General features: G+C 44.9%; 15 protein-coding genes. 14 read left to right on the top strand and 1 reads right to left on the bottom strand.

Annotated elements, in window-relative coordinates:
- Positions 1 to 11 precede the first annotated feature (11 nt).
- The 7 genes from menD (at position 12) to BF9343_RS06060 (ending at position 8673) form a co-directional block, all read left to right on the top strand.
- Entirely contained in the window at positions 12 to 1679 is a 1668-nt protein-coding gene (gene menD / locus BF9343_RS06030; protein WP_005786027.1) for a 2-succinyl-5-enolpyruvyl-6-hydroxy-3-cyclohexene-1-carboxylic-acid synthase, read from the top strand.
- 1 nt (position 1680) lies between these two features.
- A complete protein-coding gene (locus tag BF9343_RS06035) occupies positions 1681 to 2685 on the top strand; it encodes a hypothetical protein (protein WP_032556328.1) in 1005 nt (334 codons plus the stop codon).
- Positions 2686 to 2706: 21 nt separating this feature from the next.
- On the top strand, positions 2707 to 3531 hold the full coding sequence (menB, locus tag BF9343_RS06040) for a 1,4-dihydroxy-2-naphthoyl-CoA synthase (protein ID WP_005795543.1): 825 nt from the start codon (positions 2707 to 2709) through the stop codon (positions 3529 to 3531).
- A 48-nt stretch (positions 3532 to 3579) separates the two neighbouring features.
- Positions 3580 to 4599 (top strand): o-succinylbenzoate synthase, encoded by a 1020-nt coding sequence (locus BF9343_RS06045; RefSeq protein WP_005786033.1) that lies wholly within the window; start codon positions 3580 to 3582, stop codon positions 4597 to 4599.
- 13 nt (positions 4600 to 4612) lie between these two features.
- Positions 4613 to 5707 (top strand): AMP-binding protein, encoded by a 1095-nt coding sequence (locus BF9343_RS06050; RefSeq protein ID WP_010992426.1) that lies wholly within the window; start codon positions 4613 to 4615, stop codon positions 5705 to 5707.
- 70 nt (positions 5708 to 5777) lie between these two features.
- Complete coding sequence (locus BF9343_RS06055; protein ID WP_005786038.1) at positions 5778 to 6635, top strand: endonuclease/exonuclease/phosphatase family protein; 858 nt, start codon at positions 5778 to 5780, stop codon at positions 6633 to 6635.
- Positions 6636 to 6657: 22 nt separating this feature from the next.
- Positions 6658 to 8673, top strand: a complete 2016-nt coding sequence (locus BF9343_RS06060; RefSeq protein WP_010992427.1) for a glycoside hydrolase family 97 protein — start codon at positions 6658 to 6660, stop codon at positions 8671 to 8673.
- On the opposite strand, the gene BF9343_RS06065 is transcribed toward BF9343_RS06060, so the two are convergent.
- Positions 8650 to 9249, bottom strand: coding sequence for an RNA polymerase sigma-70 factor (locus BF9343_RS06065; RefSeq protein WP_005786040.1), 600 nt, complete (start codon positions 9247 to 9249; stop codon positions 8650 to 8652). The two genes, BF9343_RS06060 and BF9343_RS06065, sit on opposite strands and share 24 nt — an antisense overlap.
- Positions 9250 to 9414: 165 nt before the next feature.
- Here BF9343_RS06065 and BF9343_RS06070 point away from each other — a divergent pair, with 165 nt between their 5' ends.
- The 7 genes from BF9343_RS06070 to BF9343_RS06100 all read left to right on the top strand — a co-directional run bounded on the left by BF9343_RS06070 (position 9415) and on the right by BF9343_RS06100 (position 20385).
- The gene (locus BF9343_RS06070) at positions 9415 to 10425 is read left to right on the top strand and encodes a FecR domain-containing protein (RefSeq protein WP_005786042.1); all 1011 of its coding nucleotides are present in this window, start codon (positions 9415 to 9417) and stop codon (positions 10423 to 10425) included.
- A 310-nt stretch (positions 10426 to 10735) separates the two neighbouring features.
- A complete protein-coding gene (locus tag BF9343_RS06075; protein WP_005786045.1) occupies positions 10736 to 14041 on the top strand; it encodes a SusC/RagA family TonB-linked outer membrane protein in 3306 nt (1101 codons plus the stop codon).
- A 12-nt stretch (positions 14042 to 14053) separates the two neighbouring features.
- Positions 14054 to 15598, top strand: a complete 1545-nt coding sequence (locus BF9343_RS06080; RefSeq protein ID WP_005786046.1) for a SusD/RagB family nutrient-binding outer membrane lipoprotein — start codon at positions 14054 to 14056, stop codon at positions 15596 to 15598.
- A 27-nt stretch (positions 15599 to 15625) separates the two neighbouring features.
- A complete protein-coding gene (locus BF9343_RS06085; RefSeq protein WP_005786048.1) occupies positions 15626 to 16678 on the top strand; it encodes a glycoside hydrolase family 18 in 1053 nt (350 codons plus the stop codon).
- Between the two features lie 17 nt (positions 16679 to 16695).
- Positions 16696 to 17832 (top strand): DUF1735 and LamG domain-containing protein, encoded by a 1137-nt coding sequence (locus tag BF9343_RS06090; RefSeq protein WP_041926311.1) that lies wholly within the window; start codon positions 16696 to 16698, stop codon positions 17830 to 17832.
- A gap of 22 nt (positions 17833 to 17854) precedes the next feature.
- Positions 17855 to 18868, top strand: coding sequence for a BT_3987 domain-containing protein (locus BF9343_RS06095; RefSeq protein ID WP_005800908.1), 1014 nt, complete (start codon positions 17855 to 17857; stop codon positions 18866 to 18868).
- 248 nt (positions 18869 to 19116) lie between these two features.
- Entirely contained in the window at positions 19117 to 20385 is a 1269-nt protein-coding gene (locus tag BF9343_RS06100; RefSeq protein ID WP_005786054.1) for an MFS transporter, read from the top strand.
- Positions 20386 to 20418: the final 33 nt, after the last annotated feature.

Here is a 20418-nt window from a genome sequence, read left to right on the forward strand (position 1 = left end):
TATATAAAGCGATGTATTCAGATAAGAAAAACATATTGCAGTTGGTAGCGTTGCTCCGTGCACATGGGGTGACGAAAGTCGTTTTATGTCCCGGAAGCCGGAATGCACCGATTGTACATACACTTGCCGGACATCCCGACTTCACTTGTTACTCGGTAACAGACGAGCGGAGTGCCGGCTTTTTTGCTATCGGGCTTGCTTTACAGGGCGGAACTCCTGCCGCTGTTTGTTGCACATCGGGCACGGCTTTGTTGAATTTGCATCCTGCCATAGCAGAGGCCTACTACCAGAAAGTATCTTTAGTAGTTATTTCCGCCGATCGTCCTGCCGCCTGGATCAACCAGATGGACGGACAGACTTTACCTCAGCCGGGTGTTTTCCGGTCATTGGTGAAGAAGTCTGTCGATCTGCCCGAAATACATACGGACGAGGATGAATGGTACTGCAACCGCTTGCTGAACGAAGCATTGCTTGAACTGAATCATCATGGTAAAGGCCCTGTGCACATCAACGTGCCGGTTTCCGAACCCTTGTTCCAGTTTACGGCAGAGTCACTTCCCGAAGTACGTGTCATCACACGTTATCAAGGACTGAATGTTTATGATCGCGACTATGACGGCTTGATCGATCGCCTCAATAAATACAACCGCCGTATGATGATCGTCGGCCAGATGAACCTGATTTATCTGTTCGAAAAGAAATATTCAAAGATGCTCTACAAGCAGTTTGCCTGGTTCACGGAGCATTTAGGCAATCAGACCGTTCCGGGCATCCCGATCCGGAACTTCGATGCAGCCCTCTATGCCATGTCACCCGAGATGCAAGAGAAGATGATTCCCGAATTGGTGATCACTTACGGGGGGCATATCGTCTCTAAACGAATGAAAAAGTATCTTCGCCAGCATCCGCCCAAAGAGCATTGGCATGTGTCGCCGGATGGTGAAGTGATCGATCTGTTCCAAGGGGCATTGACTACGATTATCGAGATGGACCCATTTGAATTTATGGAGAAGATAGCTTTTCTGCTGGATAACCGTACACCGGAATATCCCCGGCAATGGGAGAACTTCTGCAAGGAGCTTCCCCGACCGGAGTTGCCTTATTCCGAAATGTCTGCTATCGGATCACTCATTCAGGCGTTGCCTGCTTCGTGTGCTTTGCATCTGGCCAATAGTTCCGCCGTGCGTTATGCCCAGCTTTATTCGCTTCCCGATACGGTAGAGGTTTGTTGCAACCGGGGTACGAGCGGCATTGAAGGTTCCCTTTCCACAGCGATCGGTTATGCTGCCGCTTCGAAGAAGTTGAACTTTGTGGTCATTGGTGATCTGAGCTTTTTCTATGATATGAATGCCCTGTGGAACAATCACTTTGGAAGTAACCTCCGTATTCTGCTTTTGAATAATGGGGGAGGGGAGATTTTTCATACTTTGCCGGGACTTGAAATGTCCGGTACTTCCCATCGCTTTGTGACTGCCGTGCATAAGACGTCTGCCAAGGGATGGGCCGAAGAACGGGGATTCCTCTATCAGGAAGTGCAGGATGAAAAACAGTTGGACGAAGCCATGAAAACTTTCACTCAACCCGAGTTACTGACTCAACCTGTCATTATGGAGGTTTTCACCAATAAAAATAAAGATGCACGGATATTGAAAGACTACTATCACCAACTAAAAAACTAATATGATGACTAAGCACAAGATGAACCTATTTTGTGGGATGCTACTTTTGTCAGCTTCCCTGTTTGTGGAGAAAGCTCAAGCCATGTTTCCCGAGAGATACGTATCGGAGGAATCGGCAGCCAGGGCAGATACAATCAATTTTCGGTTGGCTTCTGCCGGAGAAGCAAAACGCCTGATAGCGGCCAAAGATTCTTATACGGCTAATTGGAGTCCGTTTGACATCGCTGCACGACTTGAAAATCCTGAAGGCAAAAGAGAAGACCTCGTCAGCCTGGCCGTTCGTGAAGTGCGTGAATGGACAGCGGAAGAAGCGCAGCAGATCGAGCAGATCAGGAAGAACCTGAATGATACGATTCGTAAATACGGCTATCGGATTCCATTTCCGAAAGAGATTGTGCTGGTAAAGACAACAATGAAAGACGAAGGAGGGGCGGGAGGATACACACGCAGTAACTGGATCGCATTGACGGACGCTACTTTTCAGCGGGGGACTGAAGCTTCTCACACACGCCTGCTGGTGCATGAAACTTTCCACATCCTGACACGTCTCAATCCCGGATTCAAAAAGAAACTGTACAGAGCTATCGACTTCAACATCCTGCCCAAAGAGATTGAGTTCCCCGAAGATATACGGAAAAGCCGTATCTCCAATCCCGATGTCAGTCGTTGCGATAGTTATGCGACTTTTACCATTGACGGTAAGCCACAGAACTGCACTATGATTATCTATACCAACAGACCCTATACCACGGGTAAGTTCTATCAGTATATCAATGTGGGGCTGATTCCGTTGGACGAGTCGTTCAAGCCTCTCCGGGAGAGTGGGAAGACAGTGATTTATCCATTACAGAAAGCGACCGACTTCTTTGATAAAGTAGGGCGGAACACCGGATATGTCATAGATCCGGAAGAGGTGCTGGCGGATAATTTTGCAATTGCTTTATTGAACACGCCCAATGTACATACACCCGAACTGCAAAAGAAAGTACAGGAATTACTGAAATAATAATCATCAAAATAAATAGAAATGGAAACTAAAAGAGAATGGACTCCTATTAAAGAATACGAAGATATTCTGTTTGATTACTATAACGGCATTGCCCGTATTACGATCAATCGCGAACGTTACCGGAATGCTTTCACCCCTACTACAACAGGCGAAATGAGCGATGCGATGCGCATCTGTCGTGAAGAGCCCGATATCAATGTTGTGGTATTGACCGGTGCAGGCGATAAGGCCTTCTGTTCGGGAGGCGACCAGAACGTAAAGGGCCGTGGCGGATACATCGGTAAAGACGGAGTGCCCCGCCTGAGTGTACTGGATGTGCAAAAACAAATCCGTTCGATTCCGAAACCGGTTATTGCTGCCGTTAACGGATTTGCCATCGGAGGCGGACACGTGTTGCATGTCGTATGCGATCTCTCTATTGCTTCCGAAAATGCGATCTTCGGACAGACAGGTCCTCGTGTAGGTAGTTTCGATGCCGGCTTCGGATCATCTTATCTTGCCCGCGTTGTGGGACAGAAGAAGGCCCGTGAGATCTGGTTCCTTTGTCGCAAGTATAATGCGCAGGAGGCTCTGGATATGGGGCTGGTCAATAAAGTGGTACCGCTGGATAAACTGGAAGACGAGTATGTTCAGTGGGCGGAGGAGATGATGCAGCTTAGTCCGTTGGCACTCCGCATGATTAAAGCCGGTCTGAATGCCGAACTCGACGGTCAAGCCGGTATTCAGGAACTGGCAGGTGATGCCACTCTGCTTTATTACCTTACCGATGAAGCACAGGAAGGCAAGAATGCTTTTCTGGAGAAGCGTAAACCGGACTTTAAACAATATCCTAAATTTCCATAAGCAGACAGAGGCCTTCTTGATGGGAGGCCTTTTCTTTATATCATTTTTATGTATACAATCAACATTATTCCACGCGTTCTTCATTTCAAGCAACCTGCGGGAACTTCGCGTGGTTCTTATACTACCCGGAATGTCTGGTATATCCATCTTTCTTCCATAGAGTGTCCGGGACGTGTCGGAGTAGGAGAGTGTGCTCCGTTACCCAAACTGAGTTGTGATGACTTGCCGGATTATGAACAGGTGCTTCGGAGTGCCTGTCAGCGACTGGAACAAACGGGAGAACTGGATATAGAATCTTTACGTGGGTATCCTTCTATTCTGTTCGGACTCGAGACAGCACTGCGCCATTACGAAACACAGAGCTGGGCATTATGGGATACTCCTTTTTCGCGCGGAGAAGTCGGTATACCTATTAACGGACTTATCTGGATGGGAAGTTTTGACAGAATGCTGCAACAGATCGAAGTCAAGATGCAGGCGGGATATCGCTGTATCAAACTAAAAATCGGTGCGATAAACTTTGAAGAAGAATTAGCCCTGTTGAGACATATCCGTGCTCACTATTCCGCCAGAGAAATAGAGTTGAGAGTGGATGCCAATGGAGCTTTCTCACCTGCCGATGCTATGGATAAACTGAATCGGTTGGCCGAATTGGACCTACATTCCATAGAGCAGCCTATCCGGGCCGGGCAGTGGGAGGAAATGGCCCGTCTGGCGGCTGAGTCCCCGCTTCCTATTGCTTTGGACGAAGAACTGATAGGTTGCAATGCCCTTGAAAGAAAACGGGAATTGCTGGCGGCTATCCACCCCCGGTATATCATACTGAAACCATCTCTGCATGGCGGGATCAGTGGTGGCAACGAATGGATTGCAGAAGCGGAAAAGCAACATATCGGATGGTGGATCACATCTGCGCTGGAGTCGAATATCGGTCTGAATGCCATAGCCCAATGGTGTGCGACTTTCCGGAATCCGTTGCCACAAGGATTAGGTACCGGGCTACTGTTTACGGACAATGTCGAGATGCCCCTCGAGATTCGAAAAGATTGTTTATGGTTTTGCAAATAAGAGGAGTCGGCACATGATATTTAATAGAGAAGAACAACACCTAATGTTGGAAGGCAGTGTGCTTTCCAAGGAGGACGTGAAAAGGCTGGTGGCTTGTCACACGGAGGAGGCATCGGGATTTTTGTACGAACTTTACCGGTTTCTGGAAGAGTGGTTCAGTGATTCTCCTTATCTGACAGTGAAAACTTCCGGTTCTACCGGGACTCCCAAACTGCTGAAGGTCCGTAAGGAGCAGATGATGCAAAGTGCCCGGCTGACTTGTGAGTTTCTGGGACTTCGACAAGGAGATAGCGTATTGTTGTGTATGCCTTTGCAATATATTGCCGGGAAGATGGTGGTGGTCCGGGCATTGGTGGCAGGGTTGAATCTGGTTATCCGGACTCCTTCCGGGCATCCGATGGCGGACGTGGACATACCGCTTCGCTTTGCCGCTATGGTGCCGTTGCAGGTTTACAACACACTGCAGGTATCGGCAGAAAAAGAGAGGCTCTGCCGGACCGATATTCTTATTATAGGCGGAGGGGCAATAGATGCAGGGTTGGAAGCTGAAATACGGCAATTACCGGTTAAGGTTTATTCTACGTATGGCATGACAGAAACCCTTTCACATATTGCTTTAAGACGGTTGAACGGACCGGATGCGAGTATGTTGTACCGGCCTTTTCCTTCGGTGCGGCTTTCTCTTTCGTCCGAACATACATTGGTGATCGATGCTCCATTGGTTTGTGATACCACTTTGGTGACAAATGATGTTGCGGAGATTTATTCCGATGGCAGCTTCTCTATTTTGGGCAGGAAGGATAATACCATCAATACCGGAGGTATCAAAGTACAGGCAGAGCAGATAGAAGAGATACTTCGTCCCTGGATGAGAGTTCCTTTTGCAATCACTTCTGTTCCCGATGCCAGATTAGGAGAGGCGGTTGTGCTTTTGGTAGAGAAGGGGGCAAATGCAGAGTTACCGGAAACAAAGATGAAGGAGCTTCTGTCTAAATATCAGTTACCCAAGATGATTTTGTCAGTCGGGGCTATACCCTTGACGGAAACGGGAAAGATCAATCGTGCCGCTTGCCGGCAACTTGCCCTCACTTATCGGACAGATCGCTAAGTGTTTTTTCTTCTTTAGTTGTATCATATACGAAATAGCTTTAAATTTAATAACCAACACATATAAACTAATGAATAAGATTTGCTTTTTTATCGGAGTTTTTATTACCCTGCTTTTGGCGGGTTGCAGTTCTAATCCGATTACCCATGTTCGTGTGGCGACCTTTAATATCCGCTATGATAATCCGGGCGACAGTTTGAATTCCTGGAAGTATCGTAAAGAGAAGGTCTGTGAATTTATCCGTGAGAAACATCCCGATGTGCTGGGAATGCAGGAAGTACTGAATCATCAGTTGAAAGACCTGTTGTCCGGCCTGCCCGATTATGCCTATGTAGGTGTGGGACGCGAGGATGGAAAGACTCAGGGGGAATATGCTCCTGTATTCTATCGGAAAGATAAATATGATTTGTTAGACAGTAATACATTCTGGCTTTCCGAACATCCGGATAGTATCGGCAAACTTGGTTGGGATGCCGCGTGTACCCGCGTGGCTACTTGGGCTAAATTAAAGGATAAAACTACCGGAAAAGAGTTTCTGATGTTAAACACCCATTTTGACCACGTTGGTACGGAAGCTCGTCGTAACAGTGCCCTGCTTATTATTGATAAGATAAAAGAAATAGCCGGTACACATCCTGCTATGATGACCGGAGACTTTAATGTTTCTGAAGAGTGGGAAGCTTACAAAACGATCACATCCAATGAGTTTGTCTTGAAAGATGCATGGAAGATAGCCGGGAAACAGTCCGGTGAGAACTATACTTTCCATGATTTCGGAAGAGTACCTGTGGGCGAACGGGAAAAGATCGATTTCATTTTCGTAACTCCGCAAATCAAGGTGGCAGATGCAGAGATTATTTCTTCTGCGATTACAGATTCCACCTATTTGTCCGATCATAATGCACATCTGGCTGATTTGGAATTCTAAACCGTATAAACGAATTGTAACCATGAAACAGATTTTGCATATATTACTCATCGCCTTGATGCTGATGGGCTTTTATAGTTGTGTTCCGAAGACGGAATTAGCCTCTCCGGACGGACATATCAAAGTGGCTTTTACTGCGGATACCGATGGAAAGATGATGTATCGGGTGACTGTCAACGATACCCTTTTATTGGATAACTCTCCGCTCGGTTTCGAAGCGAAAGACGGAATCGATCTTAATCGGGGATTTCGTGTGGTGAACACTGTCTTTACCGATAAAGACGAGATCTGGACGCAGCCTTGGGGAGAGAATAAAACGAACCGGAATCATTATAATGAAATGGCGGTTCTTCTGAAAAATGCCGCTAATGTGGAATTGACTCTTCGTTTTCGTGCATTTGATGATGGTGTAGCCTTTCGTTACGAGTATGAGGTGCCCGGTGTCGACTCTTTGTTGATCACCGATGAACTGACTGCTTTCCGCTTTCATGAAGACGGGACCTCTTGGTCTATTCCTGCCAGTTTCGAGACTTATGAATTGCTGTACTCGAAACAGAAGATCAGTGAAGTGGAGAATGCCAATACTCCTTTCACTTTCAAAACATCCGGAGGGGTGTATGGCAGCATTCATGAAGCTGCTCTTTATGATTTTCCGGAAATGACTTTGAAGAAGGATGGTGAAAATACTCTGAAATCCGAACTTGCCTCATGGCCTGATGGAATTAAAGCTCGTAAAGAGAATCGTTTTACCACTGCATGGCGTACCATTCAGATCGCTCCGCAAGCTGTCGGACTGATTAATTCGTCGTTGATCCTTAACCTGAATGAACCTTGTAAACTGGATACCACCGACTGGATCAAGCCGATGAAATATGTCGGTGTCTGGTGGGGGATGCATCTGGGAGTGGAAACCTGGAAGATGGACGATCGGCATGGCGCTACAACCGCCAATGCCAAGAAATACATTGATTTTGCTCATGCCAATAACATCGAAGGTGTGTTGTTTGAGGGGTGGAACGAAGGATGGGAAAGTTGGGGAGGTATGCAGAGTTTTGACTTTACTAAACCTTATGCCGACTTTGATATGGATGAAATAACTCGTTATGCACGTGAAAAGAATGTTCAGATCATCGGACATCATGAAACCGGTGGAAACATTCCCAACTACGAGCGCCAGATGGAGAAGGCAATCAAGTGGTATACCGATAAGGGCATTCATATTCTGAAAACAGGTTATGCCGGTGCTTTTCCTGACGGACATTCACATCATGGACAATATGGAGTGAACCATTATCAAAAAGTGGTTGAGACGGCTGCCCGTTATCGTATGACTCTTGATGCGCACGAACCTATCAAAGATACCGGTATACGACGTACCTGGCCCAATATGATGACACGTGAAGGCGCCCGCGGTATGGAGTGGAATGCCTGGAGCGAAGGTAATCCTCCTTCACATCATGAAATGTTGCCGTTTACCCGCTTATTGGGTGGTCCGATGGACTATACTCCGGGTACTTTTGATATTTTGTTTACACAGACGAAAGATTCTCCTAAACGTCAGAAGTGGAATGATCAGGATAAGGGCAATAGTCGCGTCAATACAACATTGGCCAAGCAGTTGGCTAATTGGGTGATTTTATATTCTCCGTTACAAATGGCATCTGATATGATCGAGCACTATGAAGGGCATCCTGCCTTCCGGTTCTTCCGTGATTTCGATCCTGATTGTGACGAATCGAGGGCATTGGCCGGTGAGCCGGGAGAGTTTGTAGCAGTGGTACGGAAGGCTAAACAGAATTATTTCCTGGGTGCCTCTACGAATGAAGAACCGCGGGTCTTGCCTGTCAGTCTTGATTTTTTAGAGAAGGGGAAGACCTATAAAGCAATCATCTATGCTGATGGTGAGAAAGCTGATTGGAAAACCAATCCGACAGAGTATCAGATTACGGAACAGGAGGTGACTGCAGACGATACGTTGAATATCCGTATGGCAGCCGGTGGCGGACAAGCTATTTCATTTATGCCCTTGCAGAAATAAAAACAACATGATCAGCGGGAGATAATCCTTTAGTTCGGACCGTAATATTTTCAGGGCTTGCCCTATACGATAATTGATTGTTTGCGGAGAGACGTTCAGTTTCTCCGCAATTTCTTTATGAGTCATTTGAAGACTTCGATTCATTTCGTATGCCTGGCGAAATTCGGCCGGTAGTTTTCTTAAAGCCTCTTCGTACAATCTGAATAGTTCGTTTTCCAGGTAAAAGTCAGGTGAAGAGAACTCCGTTTCATATTTTTCCGCAATTTCCTGATGCACCTTGCGTTTTATTTCAAAATGAGAGATTTTATTAAGCGCTTTGTTCTTGACGATAGTAAAGAGAAGAGTCTTTAAAGTAAGTTCCGGTATAAGGGTTTTTCTGTTTTCCCATAGCCACATCATAGTATCCTGCACGATTTCTTCCGATTCGCTCAGAGTGACATATTGAGAGCAAAAGGCGCATAATCCACGAAAATAGTAACGGTAGATATGATCAAACACCTCTTCATCCCCTTCTCGCAGGGCTGATATAACGGCATTATTATCATTTATGTTTAGGTTAGTCAGAGTCTGTGCCATTCTTCTCTCCATTGTTATTAGCGAACAAACGTAGCTAAATTTTTGCTACCTACAAAATGATTTTCTGAAGAAAAAAAAGTTTGTGTTTTATTTAGTAACTTTGTTTTCTGAACTGTATTATACGTAACAGTGTATGATATAGGTATTAAAGATTTGGTTAAAACAATGGATGAAACAAAACTACTGAACTATCTGAAAGGAGAATCAGATGCCGAAGAGTGTCTGGAAGTGGAGGCATGGTATCATGCTTCTGCAGAACACAAAAAACAACTGGACCAACTTTATTATATGCTTTTTGTCGGTGAACGTAAGGTGGCAATGGATGGTGTGGACACCGAAAATTCACTAAGCGTTTTGAAGGACCGGATAAAGCACAAAGAGTCAGAGAAAAAATCAGTGCATAGAATACATGTATCAAAATGGAAACGTTACGCGATGCCTTTGGCAGCTTTCCTGTGCGGTCTGTTGGTGTCTGTCGGTGCCCTATACTGGATTTCCTCCGGAAAGTCGGCAGGATATATTTTTGCTACCGAATCAGGGCAGCGGGCACAGGCAGTTTTACCGGATGGAACGAAAGTATGGTTGAATGCTTCAACACAGATCGTCTATAAGCCTTCTTTCTGGAAGCGGGAAAGACAGGTCGACTTGAGTGGTGAGGCTTATTTTGAGGTATCACGTAATAAGACAAAACCCTTTGTTGTTAATAGTAATGATGTCAGGACTTGCGTGCTCGGTACAAAATTCAATGTCCGGGCACGTCCGTCCGAAGAAAAGGTGGTGACCACTTTATTGAAGGGATCAGTAAAAGTCCAATTGCCGGGGCAGTCTGAAGAGGAAGGTATTTTGTTGAAGCCGGGACAGATGCTGAGTGTGGATACCCGTACGATGCAACCCATGCTTACAGAAGCCAACCGTCCGGGAGATGTATTGCTATGGATTAACGGAAAACTGAAATTCGAACAGGCCACACTTCAGGAAATAGTGCAGTGTCTTGAAAAACATTTTGATGTTCATTTCATTATTTCGGATGCACAACTGCAAAAAGACCGTTTTACCTGTACTTTTAGTACGGACGATGATATAAGACAAATTCTTTCTATACTCGCTCTTACCAAACGTTTCGATTATAAATGTGAGGATAACAATATAATATTGACTCCTAAGACGAATAGATAACAAAAATATTTTATAACCTAAATCACGAAGAGGGGGCTGTTTCTGTAAAGAAATAGTTCCCTTTTTTTATCTTCTGATCTGTATTCTTATTCTTTTTTTATTCTTTTTTCGAAAAAATCCGCTTCTTGATTTAGTATGTTTATAAGTTGAAATGTACTATTAACAGAAAAGAGATATAGTTAACCTAAAAATCTGTAGTGATGAATAATGACCCTTAATTTAAAACCAACCTTAACATGTATTAGCGATCCTTTATGCTAAACCTTTCAATTTTACCTAAAAACATTTTCTAATTAAAAAAAAGAACAAGATGAAGAAATCAGTGAAACACAAGTTTCAGTACTTGCTATTTTTTCTATTGTCGATGCCTGCTTTTATCTTTGCTTCAGCGCAAGATATACGGGTGAATATCGACTTTACCAAAGCCTCTTTGGGCAGTGTCCTGAATGAAATAGGACGTCAAACCTCATTATCTATTGTGTATAACACCGGGGATGTTAACCCCACTCAACCTGTTTCTATCAAGGCTTCTAACGAAAATATCACGACGGTCATGAACCGTCTGCTTCGTGGGACGGGACTTTCCTATTCTATTATGAACAAACATCTTATTCTTTCGACCACTGATAAGAACCATTCGATTCAACAGGAGAAAGTTACGGTTACAGGAAATATTTCGGATGCCAAAGGCGAACCACTGATCGGAGTGAGTATTCTGGTGAAAGGAACATCGAACGGGACCATTACCGATATGAACGGGCACTTCTCCTTGCCGGTTGCGAAAGGAGATGTTATTGAGATCTCCTATATCGGTTATGCTCCGCAGGCCATTACGGTGACAGACTCCAAGCCTTTGAAGATTGTTATGAAAGAAGACGCAGAAGTGCTTGACGAAGTGGTAGTGACTGCCTTAGGTATCAAGCGGGCGCAAAAGGCGTTGAGTTACAACGTACAGCAAGTAGGTGGTGATGCTATCAATACAGTGAAGGATGCCAATTTTATCAACTCTTTGCAAGGTAAAGTTGCCGGAGTAACAATCAATAACTCAGCCGGTGGAGTTGGTTCTGCTTCGAGAGTCGTGATGCGCGGTACCAAGTCCATTACGAAAGATAATAATGCTCTTTATGTAATTGACGGTATTCCGATGTTCAATGTAAGCTTTGGTAAGAGTGAAGGTTCTTTTGCCACCCAAAGCGGTTCGGACGGAGTAGCGGATCTTAACCCGGATGATATTGAAAGTATCAATATGCTGACCGGTCCTTCTGCGGCAGCTTTGTATGGTAATGCGGCTGCCAATGGAGTCGTATTGATCAATACCAAGAAAGGATCTGCCGAAAAGACAACTCTGACTGTCAGCAATAATACGATGTTCTCTGACGCATACATGATGCCGGAGATGCAAAACCGGTATGGAAACAATCCGGGAGAATTTGCAAGCTGGGGCAATAAAACCAAGCAAAGCTATGATCCTTCCCGTTTCTTTAATACCGGAGTGAATGTAATTAACGCTATTTCTTTTTCGACCGGAACAAAGAAAAACCAGACCTATGCGTCGGCTTCAACAACCAATGCGACAGGTATTTTGCCTAATAACAGTTATAGCCGCTACAATTTCTCTATCCGGAATACGGCCACTTTCCTGAAAGATAGGCTGACTCTGGATGTAGGTGCCAGCTATATCATTCAGAATGACAAGAATATAACGGCACAGGGACAATACTTCAACCCGCTGCCGGCACTCTACCTCTTTCCCCGTAACGACAATTTTGAGGAGATCCGTATGTTCGAACGATATAGCGAAAGCCGTGGAGTGAACGTACAGTTTTGGCCTTACGGACATCAGGGATTAAGTTTGCAAAATCCATATTGGATTATGAAACGCATGAACCGCAAGACAGAAAAGAAGCGCTACATGATTAATGCAAGCTTAACTTATAAGCTCACGGATTGGCTCAATGTAGCCGGACGTGTCAAGGTGGATAATTCCGATATTCGCATGACTCAGGAACGTTATGCATCTACTCTGACTACCTTTGCCGGTGCCAATGGTTTCTATTCCGATCAAAATCGTACGGACCGCAATACGTATGCCGATATGATGGTAAACATTGATAAGAGAATAGGGGACTTCTCGCTGAATGCCAATATCGGTGCGTCTATCAAGGATTTGGTTTACGAACAAATGGGGAATGAAGGTGATTTGGCAGGGATACCTAACTTCTTTACAGTGAGAAACATCAATTATGAAAGCAATTATAAACCTAAACAGTTCGGATATCATGACCAATCTCAGGGTGTATTTGCCAATATAGAATTGGGATGGCGGAGCATGGCATATCTGACCCTGACCGGACGAAATGACTGGGAGTCCCAACTTGCATTTACCAAGCATTCTTCATTCTTTTATCCTTCCATCGGAGGTTCTGTCGTTTTATCCGAGATGTTCCGGTTGCCCGAGTTTATTTCTTATGCAAAGCTACGTGGCTCATACAGTTCTGTGGCTTCATCTTTTGAACGTTATTTATCGAATCCGGGTTTTGAGTTCAATGAACAATCCCATCAGTGGGGATCTTCAACCACTCTGCCTGCCACCAACTTGAAGCCGGAAGATACCCGTTCGTGGGAGATCGGTTTGAATGCCAGACTGTGGAATCATTTCAGTATAGATGCTACTTACTATCATTCGAATACCTATAACCAGACCTTTAATATCACTTTGGCATCGTCGAGTGGTTATTCTTCGGCCATTGTACAAACGGGTAATATTCAGAACTACGGTTTGGAGTTGGCGTTAGGATACAATAATACATGGGGAGACTTTAGCTGGAACAGTAGTCTGACTTATACGATGAATCGTAATAAAGTGAAACGTCTTGCCAGCGGTGCTACGAATCCGATAACCGGTGAAATTATCGATATGCCCGAACTGCGTATGGCTGTGCTGGGTGCCGACGGATATGGCCCCAGAGTTATATTGAGAGAGGGCGGAACAATGGGAGACCTCTATGTGGATAAAGGGTTGCGTACAGACGGTAACGGTAATATCTGGGTAGATTCTCAGACAGGCAAAGTTGGAGTGCAGGATTATGCCGAACCGAAGAAAATTGGTACGATGAATCCTGATTTCAACATGGGATTCAGCAATACATTCTCTTATAAGGGCATCAATCTGGGAGTGGTTCTGACTGCTCGTGTCGGTGGATTGTGCGTCTCGAACACTCAGGGTATACTTGATTATTATGGTGTGTCCAAAGCTACAGCCGACGCTCGCGATGCCGGAGGAGTGTGGATCAATAACGGATTTGTAGATGCCAAATCTTATTATCAGACCATCGGTGGTTCTACCGGAGGGTTGGGACAGTACTATACTTATAGTGCAACGAACATACGATTGTCCGAACTGAACCTAAGCTACACGTTACCTCGTAAATGGTTTAATAATAAAGTAGGCATAACGGCAGGTATCGTAGGGAAGAATCTTTGGATGATTTATTGTAAAGCACCGTTCGATCCCGAAATGACACCTTCCACTACCAGTAACTTCTATCAGGGAGTAGATTACTTTATGCAACCGAGTACACGTAATATTGGCTTCAATGTCAAATTTCAATTTTAAAACCAGTCGATCATGAAAAAGAAAATATTAAATATAGTTTTGGCCGCAGCTGTCACACCTTTCCTGTGCTGCTGTACCGATAATTTTGAGGAGTATAATACCAATCCCTATGAACCCCATTCACTCAATCCGCCCATGCTGTTTGCAACCATGATTACTACCGGAATCAATGTACAGCAGAATGACAATCAGATGATCGATCAAATGGTAGCCGGACCTTTCAGTGGTTATCTTACGATGGCCAACTCATGGGGTGGGTCCAACTTCAATACTTTTAATCAGACGGAATCCTGGAATCAGATTCCTTTCAACACACCCTTTGAAAAATTCTATTCCAATTACTTCAAGTTGGAGACTGCGACAGGTGGAAAAGGCCACTATTGGGCGATGGCAAAACTCCTTCGTGTGAATACAATGTTGCGTGTAACCGATTGTTACGGTCCCATTCCCTACAGCCAGGTGGCCAATGGTAAAACGGCTGTTGCCTACGATAGCCAGGAAGATGTGTATAAACATATGTTTGAAGATCTGGATTATGCAATACAGATGTTGGGTGAATTTGTAGATGAAGTGGGGGGACTGAAACCGTTGGAGGGTTATGATCCGGTCTATAATGGTGATTATAATAAATGGATGCGTTTTGCTAATTCACTTAAACTGCGTTTGGCTGTCCGCATCAGTAATGTGTCCCCCGAACTTGCCCGTACGAAAGCCGAAGAAGCGGTAAAGAGCACCCGCGGACTGATAGATACGAACGATAATAACGCGTATGTCGGTGTAGGTGCCGAGCCCAATCCTCTTTGGCTGGTGGCCTCCAGTTGGGGAGAGATCCGTATCAATGCCACTATAGCCAGTTATATGAAAGGATATTCCGATCCTCGCAGTGCAGTCTATTTCACCACCTCCAAGTTGGGAGGCGATAGCCCGTATATGGGTATGCGGTCAGGGTTGGAAGGAGTGAAGCCGGCAACTTATTCGGGATATTCCATGCCCAATTACGAACAGAAAGACGACATGTTGATGTTTTGTGCGGCTGAAACCGCCTTTTTGCGTGCTGAAGGCGCCCTGCGTGGTTGGGATATGGGAGGTAGTGCCCGTGACTTCTACGAGCAAGGCGTTAAGCTATCATTCGACCAACGGAAAGTGAGCGGGGCAGACGAATATCTGGCCAATGCAGTGGCTGTGCCTGAACCTTTTGTCGATCCGGTAAACCCGGCTAAATGTAATTATACACCGAAAACCAAGATCACGATTGCCTGGAACGAAGGTGCTTCGACGGAAGAGAAACTGGAGCGGATCATTACTCAGAAATGGATTGCTAACTTCCCTCTGGGCTTTGAGGGTTGGGCCGACTATCGGCGCACAGGTTATCCGGAAGTGTTTCCATCTGTCAGCAATTTGAGTAATGGAGTGATCGACACCAATCGGCAATTGCGGCGTTTACCTTTTCCTTTGTCCGAAAAACAGGGAAATTCAGCCAATGTTTCGGCTGCCGTTTCAATGTTGGGTGGTCCGGATACCGGAGCTACCGATCTTTGGTGGGCTAAAAAGAATTGATGTTTAAGCTAATAAAGAGAAAAGAAAATGAAAAAGAGATATTTAAATATAGTAGTTTTTGCATTGTTCGTCAGCATGCTTTGGGGTTGCAGTGACTGGACCAAACCTGAAGCGGAAGACTTTTTTGAAATGCCGGGAAATGATTATTACGAGAATCTGAGAGCATATAAACGTTCGGAGCATTCGGTTGCATTCGGTTGGTTTGGAGGCTGGACGGGTGTCGGGGCTTCGATGGTGGGCAGTCTGATGGGGCTTCCCGATAGTGTGGACTTCGTTTCGATTTGGGGTAACTGGAAAAATCTTGATGAGGCCCGGATGTTGGACAAAAAGAAGGTGAAAGAACAGAAGGGTACACGCGCCTTAATGTGTTTTATCGTGGCTAATGTAGGCGATCAGTTGACTCCGGAAGAGCATAAAGAGAATTATAAGGAGTACTGGGGCTGGAAGGATGGTGATCAGGAAGCTATCGACGGTGCCATCAGAAAATATGCGAATGCTATTTGTGACTCCATTGATAAGTATGGATACGATGGTTTCGACATCGATTATGAACCTAATTATGGTTCTCCCGGAAACTTGGCAAGTTATCCCGAGAATATGCTCACTTTCGTGAAAGCACTGGGAGAAAGAATCGGACCTAAATCAGGTACGGGACGGTTACTTGTGATTGATGGCGAGCCTCAAAGTATTCATCCGGAAACCGGGCCTTACTTTGACTATTTCATTGTGCAGGCATACTCTAACCTTGCGGGTAATTCCGATGCTAATCTTGACAGACGTCTGGCTGGTACGATTGCCAACTTTAAAGGAATACTTCCTCCGGAGAAAGTGGCTAATATGTACATCGTTACGGAGAATTTCGAATCTTATGCTCCGACAGGAGGAGGTGATTATGTAGATCGTTACGGAAACAAAATGAGAGCACTTGCCGGCATGGCACGCTGGACTCCGACTATTGACGGAAAACAGGTACGGAAGGGTGGAGTAGGCACCTATCACATGGAATATGACTATCCGGGCGACATCGAATATAAGTACCTGCGTGAAGCAATCAGAATAATGAATCCTGCTGTAAAATGACTTTAAAGAATTTGATTATGAAAAGAATAACAATAAAACAATATTTGCTTGCCTGTTTCGTTCTGCCGATGATCCTGGCAGGATGCAACAATGCCGATTACCAGGTTATCGACAATGCGATTTATTTGAATGAAGCATCCGAGAATGGTTCGGCAAAGGTTACCGTTGATCCTGAAAATGTAACAACAACTACTCTGACCGTACGTGTGGGACAGCCTGTAACCGAAAATGTGACTGCTGTCCTGACGGTAGATCCTTCTATTCTTAAAGAGTACAATGAAGCTAATGAAACTTCGTACGAAGTCCTTCCCGAGCAGTATTTTACTTATGACAAAGAGATAAAGATAGCGGCAGGCGATGTTAGCGCAATCCCCAGTGAGTTTAGAGTGAAACCTTATTCAAACGAAAACGGAGAATTGTATGCTATTCCGGTATCTCTCACAGAAATTCAGGGACCGGTGTCCACAATCGGGCTTTCGTCGAAGTTTATCATTTTGCTGGATAAGCCGCTGATACAGTCTGTACCGTTTATGAATACGACCAATGCCGTGAAGCCCGCCAAGGACGAATTGTGGGGAGTGACAACCAATGAATGGTCACTCGAGGCTTGGGTACAGATGGACGGATTCGATATTAATAATCAGGCTATATTTAATTCGGGCAGCAGCGACCACGAGGTTTATATCCGTTTCGGTGACGCTATGATCCCTTATAATTCATTACAGGTGAAGACACTTGGAAGTCAGGTCAATACGGTGACTTTGTTTGAGAAGAATAAGTGGTATCATCTGGCCTTCGTTTATAATTCTTCCGGGTTATTGTCGATTTATATCAACGGAGTGCTCGACGTGACTCTGCAGACAAAGGGTGGCCCGGTTAGATTCGACAAGATGAACATGGTTTCGAGCGGTAGTTACTTCCGCAACAATTGTCAGATGGCCCAGGTGCGTCTTTGGAAGAGCGCAATCAGCCAGACGCAAATTCAGTCCAACATGTATTTTGCCGTGAAACCCGCCGATCCGAACCTGATAGGCTATTGGAAAATGGATGAAGGTAAAGGAAATGCCTTTGCCGACTGTACCGGACACGGATACGATTTGGTGGCAGGAGGAACTCTTGTCTGGAAAGAGCATGTTCGTTTTGATAAGCAATAACTATGTAAAAAGAAGATAAGATATGAATAGACATTTGAATTTTGTGACCTTAATCTGCCTGATAACAGGCTTTGTATCGTTGGCTTCGTGCAGCAACGATGATGATGAAATGGACAAATATCAAAAGATATATATCAGAACGGGAGTTGCACCGGGGGCCGAAATGGGTGCTGCGGTAGTGGTGGATTGTGTGAGCAATTCCTCTACTGCCGACCGTTCTGATTTTGAAATACAATTGTGTGCCGTACAGCCGGTTACGCGGGATGTCACTGCCGCTTTGGGAGTAGATACGCTGAAAGTGGATACTTACAATTCTGCCAATAAGACGAAATGTAAGTTGTTGCCCCAAGATAATTATACCATTGAAACAAGTGAAGTTGTCTTAAAAACGGGACAGACAGTGGCCGATTCATCTTTTCAGGTCGTTTTGAAGAATATAGAAAAGTTGACTAATCCTGACGGATATGTGCTTCCCGTGACGCTTAAAGGAGTTACGGGCATGGACGAACAGGCTGTCAGTACATCTATGAAGACGGTTTATATCCGGATTTATACCAGCGTGCTTTATACCAGTTATACGAAACCCGGGAATTGGTCCGCTGTAGATCGAAGTGCGTGGAGTGTAAGTTGCAGTAATGTTTATGCCGATGATGATGCCAAATATGGTGCACATCTGGCTATTGACGGTGAGATAAATACTACTTGGTTTACATGGGGAGTGGCTAATGCCGGAGAGTGTTGGTGGAATACGGTACTGGACCGGCCTGTTACCTTAACCGGATTTTCGGTCACTAAACAGAGTGCCTACGGATCGGGTTATAACCTGAGAAGTGCTGAGATTAAGGTTCGGAAAGAGGGTGAAACCGAGTGGGTTACTTACCCGAGAGTCTTGACTTTCAGAAATTTTAAAGGGGCTGATCCGCAATATGCGGCCATCGAACCACCTATCCCGAATGTAAAGGAATTCAGAATAAACTGTCTGACTCCGGATAATTATACCGGGTTTGCTGAGATAAATTTATATGTGAAGCAATAGAGGTGTTTAGATTGTAGATAAGGGGCGAGAGGCATCGGGGATGAAAGTCTTCGGTGCTTCTTTGCGTGTATTGTATTGATAAAGTTTAATAAAAAAAGGGTGATAGAGGTTAGTAGTTTTCCCGGGTGAGTTGTATTATTAAATAATGAAAGCAACTTCTTGTCGTAATCTTGGGTTATGTTTTTAATATCCCCTATCTTTGCTTACTGGAATTGTTAACCGATGGAATTATTATAAAAAACTAACTGATGAATAAAAAGCCGATAAGCCCTGTATGTTGGGTGCCTACTGTTTACTTTGCTATGGGATTGCCGTTTGTGGCCCTTTCGATGGTTTCTGTCCTTATGTTTTCCGATATGGAAGTGTCGAATGCACAGATTGCTTTCTGGACTTCTCTTATTATGCTTCCCTGGACATTGAAGCCTTTATGGAGTCCGTTTCTGGAAATGTTTAAAACGAAAAAATACTTTGTTGTCGCTACGGAAATCATTACCGGACTGGCATTTGCATTGGTAGCACTTTCGCTGCCGCTGCCCGACTTTTTTCGTTATGCCATCGCTCTGATGGGGATCATTGCTCTCAGTGGTGCGACTCATGACATTGCGGGTGACGGAGTATACCTGACTGAACTGACTGCTACCCAGCAAGCCAAGTATATCGGTTGGCAGGGAGCTTTTTATAATCTGGCCAAGATACTTGCCAACGGAGGCTTGGTTTGGCTGGCAGGTATGCTGAAGGATGAATTTGGAGTGGTACATGCCTGGATGATTGTCATGTTGATGTGTGCGGGTATTATGATTCTGATCGGTCTTTACCACATCCGGATTTTGCCTTCGGGAGGAGGCGCTTCCGGTGAAGTGAATACGATGAGTGACGCATTGAATATGCTTTGGGAAGTCATCCGCTCTTTTTTCCAAAAAAAACATATTGCTTTCTACATTGTCTTTATCATTTTGTACCGGTTTGCCGAAGGATATGCCATCAAGATTGTACCGTTGTTCCTGAAAGCGTCGGTTGCGGATGGTGGATTGGGACTCAGCACTCAGGATATCGGACTGGTATATGGTACGTTCGGAGCGGGAGCTTTTATTCTCGGTTCGCTTTTGGCCGGTTATTACATTTCGGCTTTCGGACTTCGGAAGACTTTGTTTTCTTTATGTTGCGCTTTTAATATTCCGTTCTTGGTATATTTCCTGTTAGCCCTTTACCAGCCTTCCGATCTATGGATTATTGGTATGGCCATTGTGTCTGAATACTTGGGTTACGGGTTTGGTTTTGTCGGATTGATGCTCTTTATGATGCAGCAAGTGGCTCCCGGCAAACATCAGATGGCACATTATGCTTTTGCTACCGGTATTATGAATCTGGGGGTGATGCTTCCCGGAATGATGAGCGGATACCTGAGCGATTGGCTGGGTTATCGCGATTTCTTTATCTGGGTACTTATCGCTACCATACCGGCTTTTATCGTGACTTGGCTGGTACCTTTCACATATCCGGACGGAAAGAAGAAATAAAAAGAGATTTTCAATATAAACAAGATATATACA

The sequence above is a fragment of the Bacteroides fragilis NCTC 9343 genome (assembly GCF_000025985.1).
Classification (GTDB): domain Bacteria; phylum Bacteroidota; class Bacteroidia; order Bacteroidales; family Bacteroidaceae; genus Bacteroides; species Bacteroides fragilis.